Below are 22,551 nucleotides of genomic sequence, written 5' to 3' on the forward strand. Positions count from 1 at the left end.
ATGGCACGATTGAATGTGAATCCGACCCGCATGGAATTAACTCGATTGAAAAAACAGTTGACAACTGCCACAAGAGGGCATAAATTATTAAAAGATAAGCAAGATGAACTGATGCGTCAATTCATCCTGTTGATTCGAAAGAACAACCAGCTGCGTCAAGAAATGGAAGAGTCTATGACAGAAGCAATGTCTGATTTTGTATTGGCAAATGCTTCGATCACGGAGCCTTTCATCGAAGAATTATTTGTTTTGCCGGCGGAAAAGGTTGATTTGTCTATCGTAGACAAAAATATCATGAGTGTAAAAGTACCTGTGATGAATTTTGAATATGATGAACAGCTGACAGACACACCTTTGGAATACGGGTATTTGAATTCCAGTGCCGAACTGGATCGGTCAATCGATCGGTTTACTACCCTGCTTCCAAAACTTTTGGAACTGACAGAAATCGAAAAAACTTGTCAACTGATGGCGAGTGAAATCGAAAAGACACGTCGGCGAGTCAATGCATTAGAATATATGACGATCCCTCAATTAGAAGAAACGATCTATTATATTCGTATGAAGCTGGAAGAAAACGAGCGCGCAGAAGTAACAAGGTTGATCAAAGTAAAAAATATGGGTACCACTGACTAAGTGGTATCCTTTTTTAAAAGAGGAAAACGATGATTAAACAAAGCAAACAAATAAAGAAACGCTTGCCGGCTGTTCAGCTTCTCGCATTAGGATTTTTTCTCCTGATTTTAGTTGGCGGCGGCCTACTTACCCTACCATTTTTTAGTAATAGTGGGCATGGGACAAATTTTATCGATGCGCTTTTCACTGCAACTTCTGCTGTCTGTGTAACGGGATTGACAACATTGAATACAGCAGAGCATTGGAACAGTGCTGGTCAATTTTTGATCATGCTTTTGATTGAGATCGGCGGTCTTGGTTTTATGATGGTTCCGATTCTATGCTTTGCATTGATAAAGAAGAAAGTCAGTCTCAGCACACGTATTATATTAAAAGAAGCGCTGAATCTAGAAGAAGTATCAGGTGTGATGAAGCTCATGCTTTACATCCTAAAATTGGCCTTTGTGATCCAATTGATTGGTACGGTTGCTTTATCTTTTGTATTTGTGCCTGAATTTGGCTGGTTGAAAGGTATCTGGTACAGTTTGTTCCATGCAATCTCTAGTTTTTGTAATGCAGGGTTTGATTTGTTAGGAGACAGTTTAGCCAATCACCAGCAAAATGTTTATTTGATCATGGTGGTATCTGCTTTGATCATTTCTGGTGGGTTAGGCTTCATCGTATGGCGTGATTTACTGGAATATCATCAGAAAAAGAAGATGACGATTCATTCAAAAATCGCATTAACCGTTACAGGTACCCTTTTATTAGGCGGATTCGTTGTGTTCTTTTTCACAGAGCGCAATGGGGCAACGCTAGTGGAAGGGAATATGTTTCAACGATTGGCAAACACCTTTTTTATGAGTGTGACACCTAGAACGGCTGGATATTATTCAGTTGATTACCTCCATATGAGCCATGCAGGTCTGATTTTAACGATGTTTTTGATGTACATCGGCGGAACATCTGGGTCGACGGCCGGCGGATTGAAAACAACTACGTTAGGTGTGTTGCTGATCCAGATGCGTTCGATGCTTAAAGGACGTACGAGAGCGGAAGCATTTGGCCGTACCATCCGACAAGGCGCAGTGTTGCGGGCACTTACTTTATTTTTTGTTACGTTGACGTTGTGTGTAGTCGCCATCATGATTTTATCGGTGACTGAAACGATACCTAAAACTTCTGGCATCGAATATATTGCTTTTGGGGTCTTCTCTGCATTTGGTACAGTAGGTCTTACGATGGGATTGACGCCAGACTTGACTGCAATAGGGAAATTGATCATTATAGCGCTTATGTACATTGGACGAGTTGGTGTATTGACTGTGGTCTTCTCTCTGATGACAAAAGCACAAAGAACACAATCAAAATACAAATATCCAGAAGAAAGTGTCATGATTGGATAATTTCATCTTCTGACAGAAATCTAGTGATTTAGTAAAATAAGAAAATAAAATAATTTTTCTTGCTTCTTGGATACTTTAAGTGCAAAATGTTCGTTTATTTTTTGAGGAACTACCCGTTGTTGAACCTCGGGTAGTGCCTTTTTTTTATTGAAAGGAATCAATAAGATTTGATTCCTTTATTTATCAATAGGTTATAATTCATATTTTTTTATTTTTTCTTTTACGATACTTAGTCCAGAAGCTAAAATTTCAAGGTTATTAGAGGATAGGGAAATTCGAACGAATGCATCTGGTTGCGCACGTGTAGTAAAGCGTCTGGAATGATAAAGTCGGATACCGTTAGCAAGAAAGTCATTCTCAATTATCTTAGGGTCAATCTCAGGATCAACTGGAAGAATTCGATAGTAAGGGACACGATTCGTTGGTTTTTCTACTTTGAAAAGAGAATCAAAAAGCTGATTGGCTCTTTTCGTAAGACTTAATTTAGTTTCTAAGATCCTATTTGCTTCATTTGAATGGAGGATTTGAGTGATGACTTCCACATCTAATCCAGAAGTTTTCACATTTATATTAAAAATTGCTTGTTCTATCTTGCTTTGGACATGTACTGGAACTACAAGATAAGCAACTCGCAATCCAGAACAAATAAATTTTGTCATTCCAGCTAAGTAGATTGTTTGGTTAGGTAATAATTTTTGGAAAGGAGGAATGATCGTATGTTGATAGTAAGTTGTTAAAAATGAATGTATATCATCTTCAATAACCCATAGACCTTCTTTTTCAATCACTTCGGCTAATTGCTCTCGTCTTTTGTGAGAGATTTGAAACCCTATAGGATTATTACAAGAAGGCATAAGAAAGACACCATGAATCTTCTTTTTTCTACATTCCTGAATCAATATATCAGGTCGCATTCCTTGCTCGTCAAAATCAATTGGAACGATCTCTAAATGATATAACTGAGCCAATTCAATGAAATTAGCGTATGTATATCGGTCTGTTGCTATTCTATCACCTGGAGAGAAAAGTGCAGAAAGTGTGATAGCCAATCCATTTTGAACACCGGAAACAATAGATAGAGATTCTAAGGACGGAATGACTCCTTGAGTTTTTAACCAATTTGCTGCAGTAGTCAATTGAAAATTTGTGCCTTTGGGATCTTGGTAATTAAGCAAACCAACAAGATTTGGGTTATTACTAGTTGATTGAATAAACGGGACAACGAATTTATTACATTCTTCAAAAGAACTAACCAGACCAAAATCAATGATATGTTCGGTTACTTCATTGCTAGAGATGGTGATGGACTCAAAGACATTGGGAGAAATAAATGTGCCACTTCCAATATTCGTATACAGCAAACCTTTCTCAATTCCATATTTATAAGCCTTGCCAACGGTAGTAAAATTTAAATCTAAATAATCAGCTAGCTCTCTTTGGGAGGGTAACTGAGTGTTTTTCTGTAATTTATTCTTTAAAATATCTTGTTCTAATTGTTGAATCAACGATCGATAATAAGGACGCTTCAATTTTTGTTTGTCTGGTCGCCAAGTTAACGGGTAATTGTCATAAGAATTAATAGGCATTTTCTCCACTCCTTAAAATTGTATACCATACAATTTTACCATTGATTGTATTGATTTTAGAAGTTAATCTTTTGTGAGGAGGGAATTGTCTATGAAAATTATTAATTTTGATGAAGTAGTAGCTTCTTTTAGTTTTGAAGAAGCGATTCAAGTAATGAAAAAATGTTTTTTTGATTATGAAAGTGGTAAAATCAGCCAAAATCCTCGATTGATGGAAATTTTACCTGACGGAAAAGACAAAAATATGTTTGCGATGATGCCTGCTTATTTGGGGGAGAACAGATATTTTGGAACAAAAGTTATTACCGCTTTTCCGGATAATCATCAGTATCATTTACCTTCTCATTTAGGAGAGATTTTCTTGTTTGATGCTCAAAACGGACTACCCAAAGCATTGATAAACGCAAATGCAGTCACCTGGATTCGAACAGCTGCTGTATCTGCGCTGGCAACAGATTACTTAGCAAATCCGCATGCAGAAACACTTGCTTTAATTGGAGCTGGTCAACAAGCATTGTCGCATTTGACTGCGATTTCTACCATTCGTCCCATCACTACAGTGTTTGTTTACGATATTTTAGAAGAAAGACGAAATACTTTTATCGCTAAAGCTAAAAAACAGTATCCTAAAATAACGTTTATAAATGCAATATCAGTAGAAGATGCAGTACGTCCAGCGGAAATCATTTGTACGTTGACCTCTAGTAAAGAGGCATTTCTTCAAAAAGAGTGGGTAAGGGAAGACGCACATATCAATGCTGTGGGCACATTTACTCCTGATACAAGAGAGATAAGTACATCGTTGATGGAAACTTCTCAAATCTATGTAGATGATTACTCAGCTGCCTTAACAGAAAGCGGGGACCTGCTTATAGCCATGGCAGAAGGAGATTTAGAGGAATCTTGTATTGTTGGTACATTAGGCGAATTAGTTTCTGAGAAAAAAACATTTTATAAAGGAGAATCGAGGCCGACGATTTTCGACGCAGTTGGTCTAGCTATTGAAGATCTTTGTTGTGCAGAATATATTTATAACAAATTAGAGAAAGGGGCTTTAAAATGAACTTAGATTATTACGTAGTTGATGCATTTGCAGATGAGGTGTTCAAAGGAAATCCAGTAGCGGTTTATGTGCTAGAAGAATGGCTGCCAGAAGGTACGATGCAAAAAATTGCCATTGAAAACAATTTATCTGAAACAGCATTTACAGTGAAGAAAAATCAAGGATTTGAGCTTAGATGGTTTACGCCAGATCGAGAAATCGATCTTTGCGGTCACGCTACATTAGCAACAGCATTTGTTTTATTTAACTATTACAAAATACCTGATGAAACGATTAAATTTTCTACTCAAAGCGGTAATCTATTTGTGACAAGAATTAAAGATTATTATTACATGGATTTTCCTAGTATTATGCCGAAAAAAGTGCCGATATTGACTGAATATGAAGAAGCAATTGCGGCTAAGATTAAAGAAGCCTACTTAGCACGTGATTTATTTTTCGTATTAGAAGATGAAAAAACGGTGGCTAAATTGCAGCCAGATTTTACAGCTATCAAAAATTTTGAATTAGGAATAGGAGTCATCGTGACAGCAGAAAGTGTGCAAAAAGACTTTGTTTCTAGAACCTTCTTTCCAAAATTAACAATCAATGAAGATCCAGTATGTGGATCAGCACATTCTAATCTTATTCCTTATTGGGCAGAAAGAATGAATAAAACAAAATTGTCAGCTTATCAAATGTCATCAAGGGGCGGGGATCTAGAATGTGAATTAAAAGAAGATCGTGTGATAATAGGAGGAAAAGCAGTTTTGTTTTCTAAAGGTACCTCGTTTATTTGATTTCTTTCAAATGAATTAAAAATAAATTGGTGGAGAGTGGCAGCCTTATAGCTACAATGGTTGTTAAAAAAAGACGCAAACTTTTTCAATTTAATGAAAAGTTTGCGTCTCATTTTAATTATTGGTGTTTGTTTTTTATTCAATTAAGAGTAAAATGCCCCATACTAACTATCCTCGGATGACTTCGATTTTATAACCATCAGGGTCAATGACAAAGTAGTAAGAAGGCGCAGTGCCAGGTAATCCTTTTAAGTCAGTAATCTCAAGACCAGCAGCTTTATGTTGCTCGTGTAATTTTTCTAGATCATCAGCTGCAATAGCGATATGACCATAGCCGTCTCCTAGATCATACGCACCATGATCATAGTTGTAAGTCAACTCTAATTCATAGTCATCCCCAGGAAGTGTCAAATAAACAAGTGTAAATTTGTTTTCTGGAAAATCACGGCGGCGGCTTTCTTCAAAACCAAATGCCTTTTGATAAAATTCGATTGATGCTTCAAGATCTTTCACTCGAACACATGTGTGAGCCATTTTCATAGATTCATCTCTCCTTTTCCTTTTACTCAATCATAACAAAAAGAAGTAAGGAAATAGTTGATTTGTGCTTGTTCATGAGAAATTTCTCATGTAAAATGGATAGAAAATAAAACTGTTAAGGTGGAAACTATTCATGGATAAACCAATTTTTGGTGAAAAAAAGCAATTTGCTGATTATCAAACCCGTTATGCAGCATATATTGTCATAGAAAGAGATCAGCAGATTGCAGTAATCGAGGCTCCAAATGGTGCTTTTTTTCTTCCTGGAGGGGAAATTGAAGGAGAAGAGACGAAAGAAGAAGCGATTGTCCGTGAGCTGATAGAAGAAATGGGAATTGTGGCAGAAATTTCTTCTTATCTGGGAGAAGCTGATGAGTATTTTTACTCAAATTATCGTGCAACTTATTATTATAATCCAGGATATTTCTTTGTTGCTGATTCTTGGAAGCGTATAGGAGAACCAACTGAAAAGACCAATAAAATTTGGTGGGTGAGCCCTCAAGAAGCGCTTGTGAAATTGAAACGTGGTAGCCACCGATGGGCAGTCGAGAGATGGATCGAAAAAAATAAAAACTGAAAGAAAGCGAGTAGATCAGCTTTCTCTCAGTTTTTTTATTTATTACAGTACATATTTTTTGATTGCTTCAGCTACACCGTGCTCGTCGTTTGATGAAGTGATGACATTTGCTGCTTCTTTGACAAGAGAAACGGCATTTCCCATTGCTACTCCTAGACCAGCATATTCAATCATGGATAAGTCGTTCTCGTTATCTCCGATAGCCATGATTTCATCTTGATCAATACCAAGGTGCTGTGCGAGATTCGCAACTGCCGCACCTTTACTTGCTTCTTTATTTAGTACTTCGAAGTAATAGGGCGCACTTTTGACCGTTGTGTATTTATCACGGAAAGTTTGCGGTAAACGCGCAATTGCTGCATCTAAAATTTCTGGTTCGTCGATCATCATCATTTTGACGATGTTCATGTCTGGTGTCATTTCTTCAGGTGTTCGATATTTTAGCGGCATCTTGACTAAACTTGCTTCGTGGATCGTATAAGCGCTGATATCTCGATTAGGCGTGTAGATCGCTTTGTCATCGATCGAATGGAGATGACTGCCGACACGGCGTGCCATCACTTCGATCTCTAGGAAATCTTCATGAGTCAGTCCGTGACGGGCGATGATTTTACCTGATTTCGTTTGTTGTACGAGTGCCCCGTTATAAGTAATAACGTAATCATTATCTTGAAAAAGGTTCAACTCGTTTAACTGTTCCTGGACACCTGGTAAGGGACGGCCAGTGCATAAAACGATCGAAACACCTTTTGCAACAGCAGCGGCAATCGCTTCTTTTACTTCTTTTGTTACTTCTCTTTTCTCATTTAATAAAGTACCATCGATGTCGATAGCGACTAGTTTGATAGACATAATTTCCTCCAATATATTTTAATTTATTTCAATCAATGCGCCATTACGGATATGGCTGGCAAATTCTTGATAAGTTTCGTCAAATAAATCATAATGATCACGCAAGGACGGATCAACCATTTCTTTTGGAAAGAAAAATCGCTCATCTCCTTGTTCTTGTCCCGCTAATGCAGCAACAAGCTGACTAACCTGTGATAATTCTATCAAAGTTCCGTCATTTCGCAAAATCTCGATTTGTGTGCGATGTCTGCCTTGTTCTGGGCGATAAAAATCATAAGGTAGATCGTAGCTAGAATTCACAGCAGTGTAATAAACAGGATTATATCCGACCTTTTCTACTAACAAAGTGAGTTCTTGGACTAATTTTGAATCCCGGTTGCCAGAAAAAGTAGCAGATTTCAGTGGTTTACGATTCAAAAAACGTTTAGCTAAATCATTTAAAATAGGATCAGCAGATTCAGACCATTGAGTAAAGTAAGTGCCCAAGACCCCATCATCAAGTTTGAGGTATTCTTCTAAAGTAAAGCTTCCGTCAAGAAATGGCAGAAGTAATTGAGAATGGAGTTCAAAACTGCTGGCATCTTCTTGATACAACTCGTGTGCGCGATGAAGCAGATGCTCCAAAATCACTTCCATACCGCGGGAAACAGGATGGAAGTACACTTGCACATACATTTGATATCGGCTAACGATATAATCTTCCACTGCATGCATGCCACTCATGGAAAAAGCGATCCCGCCTTCATAAGGACGAATCACACGTAATATTCGGGTAAGATCAAATGTTCCATATTCTGTTCCAGTGAAATAAGCATCCCGAAGCAAATAGTCCATTCGATCCGCATCGATCTGACTAGAAATCATTTGGACAACTTGTGGGTTGGGGTAAGTTTTTTGGATCACACTAGCTACCTTTTCAGGAAAACCTTCTTCTACTCGGTTAAGAATCTGATACACTTCTGTTTCTGGAGAAGTGATGATCTCTACAGTGATGGCTTCATGATTCGTATGGAAGATATGTTCAAATGTATGAGAGTAAGGACCATGACCGACATCATGCAACAGTGCCGCACATAAAGTCACCAGCCGTTCCTGATCATCCCAGCCTCCGTTGCCTATTTTTTCTTTTGAAAAATTTCGAGAAAAGATATCGCAGATTCGTCTTGAAATCTCATAAACGCCTAATGAATGAGTAAAACGGCTATGTTCTGCTCCGTGAAAAGTGAAAGAAGAAGTGCCTAATTGTTTAATGCGTCGTAGACGTTGGACTTCTTTCGAATTGATCAAATCTAAGATTACTTGATGCTGGACATGGATATAGTTATGGACTGGATCACGAAAAACTTTTTCCATAGGCAGCATTTGATATTTATAAGGGGTTGTCATAATGTAGCTCCTTTATGTTATTACGTTGTTCCATTCTCTGGATTTGGTTGTTCCATTGCTCCAGCTGGATTTCTTTTTTTAGCCAGTCGGTAGAATCCTGTAAATCACTTGCAGAATATAGCTTTTCAAAAGCTTTTGCAAATGCTTCTTTGACTTCTTTTACAAAAAGGGGTTGGTCAAGCAGTTCTTCAAGTGTTGCCATTGTAGCAGGATCCACTGCAGGATAGCCATTTGTACCAAAGTCTTCTTTTAAAGCAGATTGATAAAATCGATTCATGACTTGCCCGCGTTTTTCCTGATTACCGTTGACACTTAAGTACATCATAACAGAAATCCCATTTTTGATCCGACGCTGAGCGATACCGGCAAATTTTTTGCCATGGATGCTTAAATCATAAGTTCCAGGACAATAAGAATGGGTGATTTCGAATGCTTGTATCGGTGCCTTTGGAAAAGCGTATTTAGTCAATAGGAGCATTTGCTCGTAAGCGTCATCTATGGTTATTTTTTTTGTGTCACTTTGGGGGAAAATCAAAGAAATATTCAAAATTCCTTCATCTGATACGATCCCTAATCCACCTGAATTTCTGATCACTGGAGCGTAACCTGCATCTTTCAGTGTTTGGATCCCGTCACTTAGAAAAGGAGTTCGAACATCCTTCATACCTAAGATGACTGTGCAGTCATATTGCCAGAAATGTAAAAAGATTTGCTGGTGTTCTTTAGAATATTCCGTTAATATATCTGTTAATGCAAAAGGGGAAAAGTCGTTTTTTTGATAAATGTGCTGATCTAGTCGAATCGCAGGGTTCATTCAACCGGCTCCTTTGTATAAATTCATATTTTCTACAATATTATACTCTAAAATCAAAGAGTTGTTTTGGAAAAAAGGTTTTCTGTAAAAATGGACAAGTTGGTTGACAAAACAAAAGAAACTAGGAACAATGTAGCTATGAGAAGTAAAGGAGAATGAATAATGGAATTATCACAAGGAACACCGATTTCAATCAAATTGCGTACAAAAGTAAAACAGCAAGGGGAAGTGCAAGATTTTTATTTTGATTTGAAAGGGCAAATGGTGACAATTGGCGATACGCTGTACATACGTTATAAAGAGATTCAGGAGGAGACGGGCGATGAGATTCCTGTAACGATCAAATTAGTTCCAGATGGTCATGTACAGCTGATCCGTGCAGGAGAAATGCGGATGCGTTTGAAATTTGGCTATAAAGAACGGTTAGAAACATCCTATCGAACACCATACGGTATGATCCAGATTGCTATTTTTACGAAAGAACTGCATGTTAGTTTGAAAGACCGTCCCACAGCAGGGAAGGTTCGAATCGATTATGATCTGTTCATGGGACCGGAAAAAATCGGCGAATATTATTTGAACTTGGATTTTACAGCGTAAATATAAAAGAAAAGTTTGATTTTTTGTGTCTGATTTTGTATGATAAGGAGTAGACTGTGAAAGGACGTGTCCTGATTGGAAATTAGTGTATTTGAAGGTGCAAACAAAAGCGAATTATCAATGATCGAAGTAGCACACGCGATCTTAGAACAACGTGGCGATGTCATGGATTTTTCTGATTTAGCTAACCAGATCCAAAACTATCTTGGGAAATCAGACAGTGAAATTCGTGATTCACTCGCACAATTTTATACTGACTTGAATATTGACGGCAGCTTTATCTCATTAGGGGATAATCGTTGGGGCTTGCGTTCATGGTATGCTATCGATTCGATCGATGAAGAAGTAAACCATGGAATGGACGAAGAGGATGAAGATACTCCACGTCGCCGTAAACGCAAGAAAGTCAACGCCTTTATCAATGATGATGAAGACGCGATCGATTACAATGACGATGACCCAGAAGATACAGATCTGACAGAAGAAGATGACGATGATCTGTTTGATGACGATGATGATGAAGATGAAGAAATCGCTGCTTATAATTCTGACTTGCAAGAAATCGGAGCAGATGACCCGACAGATGATGAAGAAGACTTGCCAGGAAATATCGAAGAAGATTTAAGTATCATAGACGAAGACGATGATGATGAAGATTATGAAGAGGAAGAATTTTCTGACTCTGAAAAAGAATAAACATTATTTTCTTACGAGCGGTTGTGACAGAGACGATCAGCCTATCAGAATAAGGAGGTGTGACACTATTTTTGTCACACCTTCTTTTTTGTATATAAAAATCCCAAGTAAATACATAAAAAATAAAAAAATTGAAACTTTTAGCGCACCTTGTACGTCATATTAAGTGAGGCAGAAAGGAGTGGAGAATGATTTTTACTGGATATAAGAAAAAACGGCAGATCGAAAAATACCGTCACCTGCTGAATGGACTCATCGAAACTGATTATCAAAAAATGTTCCGTATCACGATGAATTACGTACATGATAAAGAAGAGGCCTTAGATGTGATGCAAGATAGTTTTCATAAAGCCCTGAACTATTTTGAAAAAGAAAAAGAGATCGAGCATTTTAGTGCATGGTTTTATCGGATATTGATCCGCACGGCATTAGATAGTTGGCGCAGACAAAAAAGGACGCCTGTGGACTTATTTGAAATTCAAGATATCCCCCAACAGTTACCTTTAGAAATTTCCGTTGCAGAGCTCCATATGATTTTAGATAAAATAGACAGTCCGGAAAAAGAGATTCTGATCCTCTACTTTTTTGAAGGATTTCGTTTGAAAGAAATTGCAACTATCTTGGATATGAATGAAAACACAGTTAAAACGAAAATGTACCGCTCATTGAATGCTTTACGTCAAATCCTAGAATGAAGGAGAGAAGAGTGCCATGTATTCCCAAAAAGAAAATTTAAAAAAACTAAAGAAAACTTATAAAGAACAAGCAATTCCCAAAGGGCTTAAAGAGGAGATCCGCCAGCGTTTTATTATCGAAGAGCAATCATTTATAAAAGCAAGGCGGAGAAAGAGACGTCTCCAAGGGTTCGGAGTATCTTTGGCTATCGTAATGATTACAACAAGTAGCCTTCTTTTTAATAGTCAAGTTCGAAGCTTTGCAGAAGATTTACCCATCTTAGGATCAGTCATTGAATTGATCTTAGGCGAACGCTTTACTGATCGATCTGAAAAAATCGATATTCAGGTACCGAAGATCAATACACAAAATGAGAAAGAAAATAAAACGATTCATGGATTAAATCAAAAATACTTTCGCGAAGGACAAGCAGATTTTGAAAAAGCTGAAAAAGAATATGGAAATTTTGAAACGGATCATTACCAAGTTTTGGGAGATTATCAGAAAATCGTAGACGATAACCGGTTTCTCGTGATTGAAAGGCAGATCACCCAAACAGCAGCAGATAGCCATGTTGAAAAAAGATACGACACAATCGACAAGAAAAACAGTGTCCAGCTCTCACTTCCACTTTTATTCAAAGATGACACCTATCTATCTGTTTTGACAAAAGAAGTCAAACGGCAGATGGCCGAACAAGTCAAGGAAGATCCATCTAAGTACTATTGGACTGAGCAAGATATTCAAGAAGGGACGATAGAAAAACCAACACTTGTTACGCCTACACGAAGTTTTTATTTGAACAAAGAGCATCAATTAGTTTTGACTTTTTCTCAATACGAAATTGCTCCTGGTTATATGGGTACACCAGAATTTGTCATTCCTAAGTCCGTGACAAAAACGATTTTGGCATCGGAAGATTATTTGGATCATTAGACGAGAAGTAGTTGCGACTAGCAGTTTCAATTTTCAAGTAAGTACAAGTAAATAATAAGAAGAGAAAGAAGAGATATAGTGAAAAGAAATTATTTAGTTATCAGTATTATTGCTTTATCCGTGCTTTTGTTTTTCGAAATTACTTCGGTGGCCTCCTTGATCACCGAAGTAAAAGGACAAACACACTCTTCGGAGCATTCGTCACAATCTTTCAAACAATCAGAACAATCAACCATTAAAAGCCAATCAACTGAAACAGCTAACGTCAAAGAAGCCATTCAAGAATCAGCGGAAAAGGTACAAAGTCAGTCATCACAATCAACACAAGACAGTACAGAAGCAATCCAAGACCCGACTGTCAAAAGCGTCGCAATCAGCTTTGATGATGGACCAGGAGCGACCACAATGCCGCAGCTTCTGCGAATCTTAAAAGAAAAAAACGTGCATGTCACTTTTTTCGTCTTAGGAGAAAATACGGCGCAGCATCCTGAAATCGTGAAGCAGACAGCTGAAGCAGGGCACGAGATTGGCAATCACACATACGATCATCAGAATCTGGCCACTCTTTCTGCCCAGTCGATGACGGAGGAAGTGACGAAAGCAGACACTGAGATCAAAAAAGTCACTGGCAAAACCCCCGCTTTTGTTCGTTCGCCCTATGGTTCTGTCACGAATGTAGGGGCAACGATCATCCAGCGACCGATCATCGAATGGTCTGTTGATTCAGAAGATTGGAAGACAAGAAATCCTGATTTGATTTTGCAGAAGATCCAAGCGACAGTATACGATGGGGCAATTATTTTATTCCATGATATCTATCCTGAAACGATTCGTTCCGTTCCTCAAGTGATCGATTATCTGAAAGAGCAAGGCTATCGCATCACGACAGTTGGCGATTTATTAGGGCATCCAACGGCTGTCGAGAACTATTATGGCAGAAACGATCATCGGCCAGTTCAGTAAGTGAGACAAGTATCTTTAATAAATAACACATTTTAATAAGTAGTTGAACACATAACTACCTTACTTGCAAAGGCTTAACAATATCTATACAGATACAACAAAAAACTGTCCACCAATTTTCTTTGGCGGACAGTTTTCACTTAAAAATAAAGAAGCAACTATTCGTAAATTATGCTAAAATAGCAGTAGAACGCGTCCTGAGGGAATCGAACCCCCGTCTCAAGAACCGGAATCTTACGTGATATCCACTACACTAAGGACGCAAGCACTGGGATAATTGTAACTAAACAGATAAAAAATTACAAGGGGATTGGACAAAAAAATGAAATTTGATCAAAATTTTTCACAAAAACAGCAGCAGACACAGAAACTAGCCATGACGCAACAGTTGCAACAGTCCATCCAAGTTTTACAATATAACATTGAGGAGCTGTTGGCATTCGTTGAGAATCAAGCAATGGAAAATCCATTGGTGGAAGTTGTTGAGCCGGAATGGCAGCCAGATTACATAAAAGCTTCTTCATCTTCTTATGAAGGAGAAGAGACAAATTACCTAAATCAGATTCCTGATACAAAAGGGTCTTTATTTGATTCATTGATCGAACAAGTCCATTTGAATTACCGAGATACTTTTTTGAGGAAAATCGTTCTTTATCTTGTAGAATACATCGATTTGAACGGATTTTTGACGATTAGTTTAGAAGAAGCCGGAAAAGAGATTGGAGCTACGCCTATCCAAATGCTCGATGCGTTGACTCTGATTCAGCAATTAGAACCAGCTGGAGTAGGTGCACGTAGTTTGCAAGAATGTCTCATGCTTCAAACAGAACGAGATGATTATGCGCCGGAATTAGCTTATATCGTGTTGGAAGAATGTTTTGAGGAACTGGTGGAGCGAAAATGGAAAGAAATCGCACAACGTTTTTCTGTTGATCTACATGCTGTTCAGCAGATATTCGACTATTTACAAACGTTGAGTCCAAGCCCTGGCCGGATTTTCGACCGTAGCAGCGAATTGTACATTATTCCTGATGTCCGGGTATTAGTGGACGACGATAAAAATGTACAAGTTATCTCAAACCGAAAAAATCAGCCAAATATACGCTTTCAAGAGAGTTACTTCAAACAAATGTCACAACAAGCAGATAAAGAAACTGAAAATTATTTAAAAGAACGGAAACAGGAATTCGAATGGTTGAAGAAAACGATCCTACAACGTGGGGATACAATTTTGCGGGTTGCTCAAGTCATTGTTTCCCGGCAAAAAGCTTTCTTTATCGACAAGGAACGTCCAATCAAGCCTCTTACGTTAAAGGAAGTTGCAACTGAGATAGATGTGCATGAATCCACGGTCAGTCGTGCAGTCAACGGGAAATATTTGGAAACAGATTTCGGTGTATTTGAATTAAAAAAATTTTTCACTACACGAATTCCTACGAATAGTACAGAACAGACAGAAGACCTTTCAGCAGATACAGCGAAGAAAAAGTTGCAGGAATTAGTCAATCAAGAAGACAAAAACAAGCCGTTGTCTGACCAGAAATTGGTTGAATTGCTGAAAAAAGACGAGATAGTAATCTCAAGAAGAACAGTAGCAAAATATCGTGATTTATTAGGAATCCCGAGTTCATCAAAAAGAAAACGTTATGATAACTAATCAGTCAAAAGACTAGAAAAAGTATTTCACTTTTTCTAGTCTTTTTAGTTGAAAAACGAGAGAAAAACTGTTAGACTTACAGTCGTGAGGTTGAGATTTCCCTTTATTGATGTGAAATTTGAATAGTTAATTTCTTTTTTTATCGTATACGGGTCGTTTTAAGTCTACATTGGACGTAAAGTGTCCAACTAAGGAGATCGCTATGCTGGATGAAATAAAAATGATTGAATCTGTTGCACCAGATATTATCGAAGTGTTACAAGAACGCTATAAAATTTTACGAAATATCTATTGGATGCAGCCGATTGGACGTCGAAGTTTATCGGAAAGTATGGGGATCACAGAACGAGTATTACGAACAGAAACAGACCTTTTGAAAAATCTGAATTTGATCGACACCTCAAAAAGCGGTATGACGCTGACAACTAAGGGCGAAGAAGTTTATCAAAGCCTTGAAAACTTCATGGATCAGCTTTTAGGTACGCATCAAACCGAACAACAGTTGGCAGAATATTTTGGTAACCAACGCTGTATCGTTGTTTCAGGAAACAGCGAAGAGCAGACCAAAGTGGCTGATGCATTCGGCGAAGCGCTGAGCGAAGCCCTAGACCGACTACTTCCAGAAGGCGAGAATATAATCGCTGTGATGGGAGGAACTACTATGGCTGTAGTAGCCGAACAATTGTCTAATCTGGAAAATAAGAAACGGCATAACCTGTTTGTCCCTGCAAGAGGCGGGATTGGTGAAGCGATAACTGTACAGGCAAATTCTGTCAGTGCAAGAATGGCTGCTAAAGCAAACGGTAACCACCGTGCACTTTATGTTCCGGAACAATTAAGTCTGGCAACTTACAATTCTTTACTCAATGAGCCATCTATCCAAGAAGTCTTAAACTTGATTAGTGAAGCGAATTGTGTTATTCATAGTATTGGGCGTGCATTACACATGGCAGCACGTCGTAAGATGACTGAAAAAGAATTAGTCATGCTGAAACAAGCAAATGCTGTTGCGGAATCTTTTGGCTATTTTTTCAATGAAAAAGGTGAAGTCGTTTATAAGGTCCCTAGAATCGGCATAGAATTGCAAGATTTGGAAAAAGTCCCGATCATCATGGCAATCGCGGGCGGAAAATCAAAAGCCAAAGCAATTCGAGCTTATATGAAAAATGCACCAAAACAAACGTGGCTCATCACTGATGAAGCTGCTGCAAATGAGATTTTAAAAGGGGTAACCCTTTAAAATAAATATTTTTTTGATTTTCATAAGGAGGAAATCTTAAATGACAGTTAAAGTAGGTATTAATGGTTTTGGACGTATTGGACGTCTAGCATTCCGTCGTATCCAAGATGTAGATGGAATCGAAGTAGTAGCAATCAACGACTTGACAGATGCTAAAATGTTGGCACACTTGTTAAAATACGACACAACTCAAGGACGTTTCAACGGAACAGTTGAAGTTCATGAAGGTTCATTCAACGTAAACGGAAAAGAAGTTAAAGTATTAGCTAACCGCAACCCAGAAGAATTACCATGGGGCGAACTAGGCGTAGATATCGTTCTAGAATGTACTGGTTTCTTCACTTCTAAATCAGCAGCTGAAAAACATTTAACAGCTGGTGCTAAACGCGTTGTTATCTCTGCTCCTGGCGGAAACGATGTTCCAACAATCGTTTATAACACAAACCACGAAACATTAACTGGTAAAGAAACAGTTATCTCAGGTGCTTCATGTACTACTAACTGTTTAGCTCCTATGGCTAAAACATTGAACGACAAATTTGGTGTTGTTGAAGGATTAATGACAACTATCCACGCTTACACAGGTGACCAAATGACTCTAGACGGACCTCATCCTAAAGGTGACTTCCGCCGTGCACGCGCTGCTGCTGCAAACATCGTTCCTAACTCAACAGGTGCTGCTAAAGCTATCGGTTTAGTAATTCCTGAATTGAACGGTAAATTAGACGGAGCTGCTCAACGTGTTCCTGTACCAACAGGTTCATTAACAGAATTAGTAACAGTTCTTGAAAAAGAAGTAACTGTTGACGAAATCAATGCAGCAATGAAAGAAGCTTCAAACGAATCTTACGGATACAACACAGACGAAATCGTTTCTTCAGATATCGTTGGTATGACTTACGGTTCATTATTTGATGCTACACAAACTAAAGTAATGACAGTTGGCGACAAACAATTAGTTAAAACTGTTGCTTGGTACGACAACGAAATGTCATACACTGCACAATTAGTACGTACTTTAGAATACTTCGCTAACTTATAAGATAGACAAACGTACAAGTGTAAATTATAGACATGTACATTTAAAAGCGGGGAAGCAATCGCGCTTCTTCCGCTTTTTTTGATAATAAGTTTATTCAGGAGGAAATAAAATGGCTAAGAAAACAGTGAAAGATATCGATTTAAAAGACAAAAAAGTTCTTGTCCGTGTTGACTTCAACGTTCCTTTGAAAGATGGCGTGATCACTGACGACACTCGTATCAAAGCAGCATTGCCAACAATCAACTACGTTCTAGAACAAGGCGGAAAAGCAATCCTTTTCTCTCACCTTGGACGTGTAAAAACAGAAGAAGATAAAGAAGGAAAATCTTTAGCTCCAGTTGCAAAACGTCTAGGCGAATTATTAGGTAAAGAAGTAACATTCGTACCTGAAACTCGCGGAGAACAATTAGAAGAAGCAATCCGCAACATGAATGACGGCGACGTTGTCGTATTCGAAAATACACGTTTTGAAGATATTGACGGTAAAAAAGAAAGCAAAAATGATGCAGAACTAGGTAAATACTGGGCTTCATTAGGCGATGTATTTGTTAACGATGCTTTCGGTACAGCTCACCGTGCGCATGCTTCTAACGTAGGTATCGCTTCAACTGGTATCCCAACAGTTGCTGGATTCTTGATGGAAAAAGAAATCAAGTTCATCGGTGAAGCAGTAGAAGAACCAAAACGCCCAATGATTGCAATCCTTGGTGGCGCAAAAGTTTCTGATAAAATCGGCGTAATCGAAAACTTGATTCCTAAAGCAGATAAAATCTTGATCGGTGGCGGAATGACTTACACATTCTACGAAGCAAAAGGAATCAAGATCGGTAACTCTCTAGTAGAAGCTGATAAAGTAGAACTAGCAAAAGAATTAATCGAAAAAGCAGGCGACAAACTTGTCTTGCCAATCGACAATGTCTGTGCACCAGAATTTTCAAATGATGTTGAAACACAAGTAATCGAAGGAGACATTCCTGATGGTTTGATGGCTTTAGACATCGGCCCAGCATCAGTAAAATTATTTGCTGATACATTACAAGGTGCAAAAACAGTTGTTTGGAACGGACCTATGGGTGTATTTGAAATGAGTAACTTTGCTAAAGGTACAATCGGTGTTTGTGAAGCAATCGCTAACTTAGAAGGCGCAACAACAATCATCGGTGGCGGAGACTCAGCTGCAGCAGCAGAACAATTAGGATTTGCTGACAAATTCACACACATCTCAACAGGTGGCGGCGCAAGCTTGGAATTGCTTGAAGGTAAAGAATTACCAGGACTAGCAGCAATCAACGATAAATAAACGACCAAGTTTGCTCAATTCTGACGAGTAATCGATCAAAAGGTGAAGGGAGTTTTCATGACTCCCTAGCCATTTTTCAATAAATTAAGGAGTGTGTTCCTCAATGCGTAAACCTATTATCGCAGGTAACTGGAAAATGAACAAAACTGCATCAGAAGCAAAAGAATTTGCTGAAGCAGTAAAAAACAAAATCCCTTCAAATGACAAAGTTGATTCAGTCATCGGATCTCCTGCATTATTCTTACAAGAATTAATGACATCAGCTGAAGGTACAGAACTAAAAATCTCAGCACAAAACTGCTACTGGGAAAACTCAGGTGCGTTCACTGGTGAAACTTCACCAGCAGCTCTTGCTGATCTAGGTGTTCATTATGTGATCATCGGACATTCAGAACGTCGTGAATATTTCCATGAAACAGACGAAGACATCAATAAAAAAGCGAAAGCTATCTTTGCAAATGGTATGACACCAATCCTATGCTGCGGCGAATCTTTAGAAACCTATGAAGCAGGCAAAACTGCTGAATGGATCGAAGGACAAATTACAGCTGGTTTAGCTGATCTTTCAGCTGAACAAGTGTCAAACATGGTTATTGCTTATGAACCAATCTGGGCAATCGGTACTGGTAAATCAGCTGACGCACAAATCGCTGACGAAATTTGTGGAGTTGTACGTCAAACAGTTGAAAAACTTTATGGAAAAGAAGTATCAGAAGCAGTTCGTATCCAATACGGCGGTTCTGTAAAACCAGAAAATATTGCTGAATACATGGCAAAAGAAAATGTTGACGGTGCTTTAGTCGGTGGCGCAAGCTTGCAAGCAGATTCATTCTTGTCATTGTTAGACGCTGTAAAATAATTGTTGAAAATTTGCGAAAAATGCAAGAAATGTTTGCACTAATGAGCAAAATTAACTAAAATCATATATGAGGGAAATCCCTTAGGAAAAAACAAACTCAAAGGAGAGACAAAACATGTCAATTATTACTGATGTTTACGCTCGCGAGATCTTAGACTCACGTGGTAACCCAACAATCGAAGTAGAAGTATACACAGAAAGCGGAGCTTTTGGCCGCGGAATGGTTCCTTCAGGTGCTTCAACTGGTGAATACGAAGCAGTTGAATTACGTGACGGAGACAAAGCTCGTTATGGCGGTAAAGGTGTAACTAAAGCTGTCGACAACGTAAACAACATCATTGCTGAAGCAATCATTGGCTACGATGTTCGTGACCAAATGGCTATCGACAAAGCTATGATCGCTTTAGACGGAACTCCTAACAAAGGTAAATTAGGTGCGAACGCTATTTTAGGTGTTTCTATCGCTGTTGCACGTGCAGCTGCTGACTACCTAGAAGTACCTTTATACCACTACCTAGGCGGATTCAACACAAAAGTATTGCCAACACCAATGATGAACATCATCAACGGCGGATCACATGCTGATAACTCAATCGACTTCCAAGAATTCATGATCATGCCTGTTGGCGCTCCAACATTCAAAGAAGCTCTACGTATGGGTGCTGAAGTATTCCACGCATTAGCTTCAATCTTGAAAGCTCGCGGATTAGCAACTTCTGTTGGTGACGAAGGTGGATTTGCTCCAAACCTTGGTTCAAACGAAGAAGGTTTTGAAGTAATCATCGAAGCAATCGAAAAAGCTGGCTATGTACCTGGTAAAGACGTTGTTCTTGCTATGGATGCTGCTTCTTCAGAATTCTACGACAAAGAAAAAGGTGTTTACGTACTAGCTGATTCAGGCGAAGGCGAAAAAACAACTGACGAAATGATCAAATTCTACGAAGAATTAGTTTCTAAATATCCAATCATCTCAATCGAAGACGGATTAGACGAAAACGACTGGGACGGATTCAAGAAATTAACTGACGTATTAGGCGACAAAGTTCAATTAGTTGGTGACGACTTGTTCGTAACAAACACTCAAAAATTATCTGAAGGTATCGAAAAAGGAATTGCTAACTCAATCCTTATCAAAGTGAACCAAATCGGTACATTAACAGAAACTTTCGAAGCTATCGAAATGGCTAAAGAAGCTGGCTACACAGCAGTTGTATCTCACCGTTCTGGTGAAACAGAAGATTCAACAATCTCTGATATCGCTGTTGCAACAAACGCTGGCCAAATCAAAACTGGTTCTCTATCACGTACTGACCGTATTGCTAAATACAACCAATTACTACGTATCGAAGACCAACTTGGTGAAGTTGCAGAATACAAAGGTTTGAAATCTTTCTACAACTTAAAAAACAAATAATTCTTTTCTAATGAAGATACATGATCGACTATTGAAAGATAGTCGAGTATGATCACTTAGTTAAGTAATCGAACTCTCTACTTGCTGAAATATCAGCAGGTAGAGAGTTTTTTTGCAACTAGCTTCTGTATATGATGTTTACAAAGAATGGTACAAGAAAAGATCATCCTTGAAAAAGGAAAGCTAACAATAACTAGCATCATATAAGAGCTTTTAAGGATAGAACAGTAGAATAGGAATCTATGAGCAAGTCCTCTCGTATAAATAAAATAGGAGGGAAGTAGCAGCATATTTTTCATAAAGTGGCTCTCTTTCTTCATTTTTACTTTGGTTGCTCCTATTTGAAAATTCGAGCACACTCAAATACAATAAAAAGAAATGGCAAGGGAGAGGATTAGATGAAAAAAGAAGAAAAAATCGCGATTTTACAAGAGAACATCCGAATTAAATCAGTGAATGGAAACGAAGGTGAAGTAGCAGCCTATTTGAATAAGCTTTTGGCAAAGCATGACATAACAGGAGAGATTGTTTCTTACAGAGATGGTAGAGATAATTTGATTGCTCGTTACCAAAAGGGCCAATCAGGAAAAGTGTTAGGCCTATCTGGGCATATGGATGTCGTGGCGGCTGGTGATGAATCGTCTTGGACCTATGCACCCTTTGCAGCAGAAATCCATGGGAACCGTTTGTACGGACGTGGTGCTACAGATATGAAGAGTGGCTTGGCAGCAATGGTGATTGCCATGATCGAATTGAAAGAGTCAGGAAAACCATTTAACGGAACAGTCAAATTATTAGCCACTGTCGGAGAAGAAGTGGGTGAACTAGGTGGGGAACAGCTCACGAAAGCAGGCTATGTAGATGACTTAGATGCCTTGATCATCGGAGAGCCAACCAATTACAGTTTGATGTATACGCACATGGGATCAATCAACTATACAGTCACCTCGCACGGAAAAGAAGCGCATAGCTCTATGCCAGACCAAGGTTATAATGCAATCAATCACCTAAATGAATTCATTACGAAAGCAAATGCTGAAATGAATCACCTCGCTGAAACAATCGAGAATCCTGTCCTAGGAAAAACAATCCATAATATTACATTGATCAGTGGCGGGAATCAAGTCAACAGCATCCCAAGCCATGCGCAGCTCCAAGGGAACATTCGATCGATTCCAGAATACCCAAATGATAAAATCATTGCATTGCTGCAATCAATCGTCAATGAATTGAATCAAGAGACAGACTATCATTTGGAATTGATGATCGATTACAACAAAATACCTGTCAAAGCTGATCCAGATTCTCCTTTGATTCATTGCATTCAGCAACAATTCAGCCAGCCATTACCTTTAGTTGGAGCGGCAGCAACAACGGATGTAGCCGAATTTACGAAAGCTAACCATTCCTTCGACTTTGTCGTCTTTGGGCCTGGTGTCGTTACTTTGCCTCATCAAGTAGATGAGTATGTTGAAATCGATAATTATTTGGATATGATCGAAAAATATCAAGGAATTATTTTATCCTACTTAGCGTAAGATTTTTTTAATA

Annotated in this window: 22 protein-coding genes and 1 tRNA gene; 17 read left to right on the top strand and 6 right to left on the bottom strand. The window is 38.5% G+C overall.

Annotated features, from left to right (window positions below; all coding sequences use genetic code 11):
• Both RG571_RS05785 and RG571_RS05790 read left to right on the top strand, forming a co-directional pair.
• Positions 1-636, top strand: a complete 636-nt coding sequence (locus RG571_RS05785; RefSeq protein ID WP_002339000.1) for a V-type ATP synthase subunit D — start codon at positions 1-3, stop codon at positions 634-636.
• A 29-nt stretch (positions 637-665) separates the two neighbouring features.
• Positions 666-2,021 (top strand): TrkH family potassium uptake protein, encoded by a 1,356-nt coding sequence (locus tag RG571_RS05790; RefSeq protein ID WP_308947784.1) that lies wholly within the window; start codon positions 666-668, stop codon positions 2,019-2,021.
• 191 nt (positions 2,022-2,212) lie between these two features.
• Here the strand turns inward: RG571_RS05790 and RG571_RS05795 are convergent, their stop codons facing one another.
• Positions 2,213-3,607, bottom strand: a complete 1,395-nt coding sequence (locus tag RG571_RS05795) for a PLP-dependent aminotransferase family protein (RefSeq protein ID WP_002319821.1) — start codon at positions 3,605-3,607, stop codon at positions 2,213-2,215.
• 91 nt (positions 3,608-3,698) lie between these two features.
• Between RG571_RS05795 and RG571_RS05800 the strand changes: the two genes are divergently transcribed.
• Complete coding sequence (locus RG571_RS05800) at positions 3,699-4,670, top strand: ornithine cyclodeaminase family protein (protein ID WP_002338999.1); 972 nt, start codon at positions 3,699-3,701, stop codon at positions 4,668-4,670.
• Positions 4,667-5,449, top strand: a complete 783-nt coding sequence (locus RG571_RS05805) for a PhzF family phenazine biosynthesis protein (RefSeq protein WP_258430329.1) — start codon at positions 4,667-4,669, stop codon at positions 5,447-5,449. The genes RG571_RS05800 and RG571_RS05805 overlap by 4 nt, the downstream gene beginning before the upstream one ends.
• 168 nt (positions 5,450-5,617) lie before the next feature.
• Here the strand turns inward: RG571_RS05805 and RG571_RS05810 are convergent, their stop codons facing one another.
• A complete protein-coding gene (locus tag RG571_RS05810) occupies positions 5,618-5,989 on the bottom strand; it encodes a VOC family protein (protein WP_002295115.1) in 372 nt (123 codons plus the stop codon).
• 133 nt (positions 5,990-6,122) lie between these two features.
• Here RG571_RS05810 and RG571_RS05815 point away from each other — a divergent pair, with 133 nt between their 5' ends.
• Positions 6,123-6,566 carry an NUDIX domain-containing protein gene (locus RG571_RS05815; protein ID WP_002295117.1) on the top strand — a complete coding sequence of 148 codons (444 nt, stop codon included), beginning with the start codon at positions 6,123-6,125 and terminating at the stop codon, positions 6,564-6,566.
• Between the two features lie 42 nt (positions 6,567-6,608).
• Here the strand turns inward: RG571_RS05815 and yidA are convergent, their stop codons facing one another.
• From yidA to RG571_RS05830, 3 genes are read right to left on the bottom strand one after another with little or no spacing between them, the layout of a single operon-like run.
• A complete protein-coding gene (gene yidA, locus RG571_RS05820; protein WP_002295119.1) occupies positions 6,609-7,418 on the bottom strand; it encodes a sugar-phosphatase in 810 nt (269 codons plus the stop codon).
• Between the two features lie 18 nt (positions 7,419-7,436).
• Positions 7,437-8,804 carry an HD domain-containing protein gene (locus RG571_RS05825; protein WP_002295121.1) on the bottom strand — a complete coding sequence of 456 codons (1,368 nt, stop codon included), beginning with the start codon at positions 8,802-8,804 and terminating at the stop codon, positions 7,437-7,439.
• Complete coding sequence (locus tag RG571_RS05830) at positions 8,788-9,618, bottom strand: lipoate--protein ligase family protein (RefSeq protein ID WP_308947536.1); 831 nt, start codon at positions 9,616-9,618, stop codon at positions 8,788-8,790. The genes RG571_RS05825 and RG571_RS05830 overlap by 17 nt, the downstream gene beginning before the upstream one ends.
• A 162-nt stretch (positions 9,619-9,780) precedes the next feature.
• Here RG571_RS05830 and RG571_RS05835 point away from each other — a divergent pair, with 162 nt between their 5' ends.
• The 5 genes from RG571_RS05835 to RG571_RS05855 all read left to right on the top strand — a co-directional run bounded on the left by RG571_RS05835 (position 9,781) and on the right by RG571_RS05855 (position 13,488).
• Entirely contained in the window at positions 9,781-10,218 is a 438-nt protein-coding gene (locus tag RG571_RS05835; protein ID WP_002338998.1) for a DUF1934 domain-containing protein, read from the top strand.
• A 75-nt stretch (positions 10,219-10,293) separates the two neighbouring features.
• Positions 10,294-10,914 (top strand): DNA-directed RNA polymerase subunit delta, encoded by a 621-nt coding sequence (rpoE, locus tag RG571_RS05840; protein ID WP_002292825.1) that lies wholly within the window; start codon positions 10,294-10,296, stop codon positions 10,912-10,914.
• 188 nt (positions 10,915-11,102) lie between these two features.
• The gene (locus tag RG571_RS05845) at positions 11,103-11,609 is read left to right on the top strand and encodes an RNA polymerase sigma factor (protein WP_002338997.1); all 507 of its coding nucleotides are present in this window, start codon (positions 11,103-11,105) and stop codon (positions 11,607-11,609) included.
• A gap of 16 nt (positions 11,610-11,625) precedes the next feature.
• Entirely contained in the window at positions 11,626-12,525 is a 900-nt protein-coding gene (locus RG571_RS05850) for an RsiV family protein (protein WP_002304565.1), read from the top strand.
• A 78-nt stretch (positions 12,526-12,603) separates the two neighbouring features.
• A complete protein-coding gene (locus RG571_RS05855) occupies positions 12,604-13,488 on the top strand; it encodes a polysaccharide deacetylase family protein (RefSeq protein WP_258430328.1) in 885 nt (294 codons plus the stop codon).
• 191 nt (positions 13,489-13,679) lie between these two features.
• Here RG571_RS05855 and RG571_RS05860 read toward each other — a convergent pair.
• Positions 13,680-13,751: transfer RNA gene (locus tag RG571_RS05860), tRNA-Arg, on the bottom strand.
• A 59-nt stretch (positions 13,752-13,810) separates the two neighbouring features.
• On the opposite strand from RG571_RS05860, the gene rpoN reads away from it, so the two are divergent.
• From rpoN to RG571_RS05895, 7 genes are all read left to right on the top strand, one after another.
• On the top strand, positions 13,811-15,145 hold the full coding sequence (gene rpoN, locus RG571_RS05865; protein ID WP_258430326.1) for an RNA polymerase factor sigma-54: 1,335 nt from the start codon (positions 13,811-13,813) through the stop codon (positions 15,143-15,145).
• Between the two features lie 202 nt (positions 15,146-15,347).
• Positions 15,348-16,385 (top strand): sugar-binding transcriptional regulator, encoded by a 1,038-nt coding sequence (locus RG571_RS05870; protein WP_002295134.1) that lies wholly within the window; start codon positions 15,348-15,350, stop codon positions 16,383-16,385.
• A 40-nt stretch (positions 16,386-16,425) separates the two neighbouring features.
• Positions 16,426-17,427: a type I glyceraldehyde-3-phosphate dehydrogenase gene (gap, locus tag RG571_RS05875; protein ID WP_002292818.1), complete on the top strand. Its 1,002-nt coding sequence runs from the start codon at positions 16,426-16,428 to the stop codon at positions 17,425-17,427.
• Between the two features lie 109 nt (positions 17,428-17,536).
• Positions 17,537-18,727, top strand: a complete 1,191-nt coding sequence (locus RG571_RS05880) for a phosphoglycerate kinase (protein ID WP_002319589.1) — start codon at positions 17,537-17,539, stop codon at positions 18,725-18,727.
• Positions 18,728-18,830: 103 nt separating this feature from the next.
• Positions 18,831-19,586: a triose-phosphate isomerase gene (tpiA, locus tag RG571_RS05885; RefSeq protein ID WP_002292815.1), complete on the top strand. Its 756-nt coding sequence runs from the start codon at positions 18,831-18,833 to the stop codon at positions 19,584-19,586.
• A 115-nt stretch (positions 19,587-19,701) separates the two neighbouring features.
• A complete protein-coding gene (eno, locus tag RG571_RS05890; protein ID WP_002292812.1) occupies positions 19,702-21,000 on the top strand; it encodes a phosphopyruvate hydratase in 1,299 nt (432 codons plus the stop codon).
• Positions 21,001-21,398: 398 nt separating this feature from the next.
• Complete coding sequence (locus RG571_RS05895; protein ID WP_258430323.1) at positions 21,399-22,538, top strand: ArgE/DapE family deacylase; 1,140 nt, start codon at positions 21,399-21,401, stop codon at positions 22,536-22,538.
• Positions 22,539-22,551 lie beyond the last annotated feature (13 nt).

The sequence above is a fragment of the Enterococcus sp. FR204 genome (assembly GCF_031143325.1).
Classification (GTDB): domain Bacteria; phylum Bacillota; class Bacilli; order Lactobacillales; family Enterococcaceae; genus Enterococcus_B; species Enterococcus_B faecium.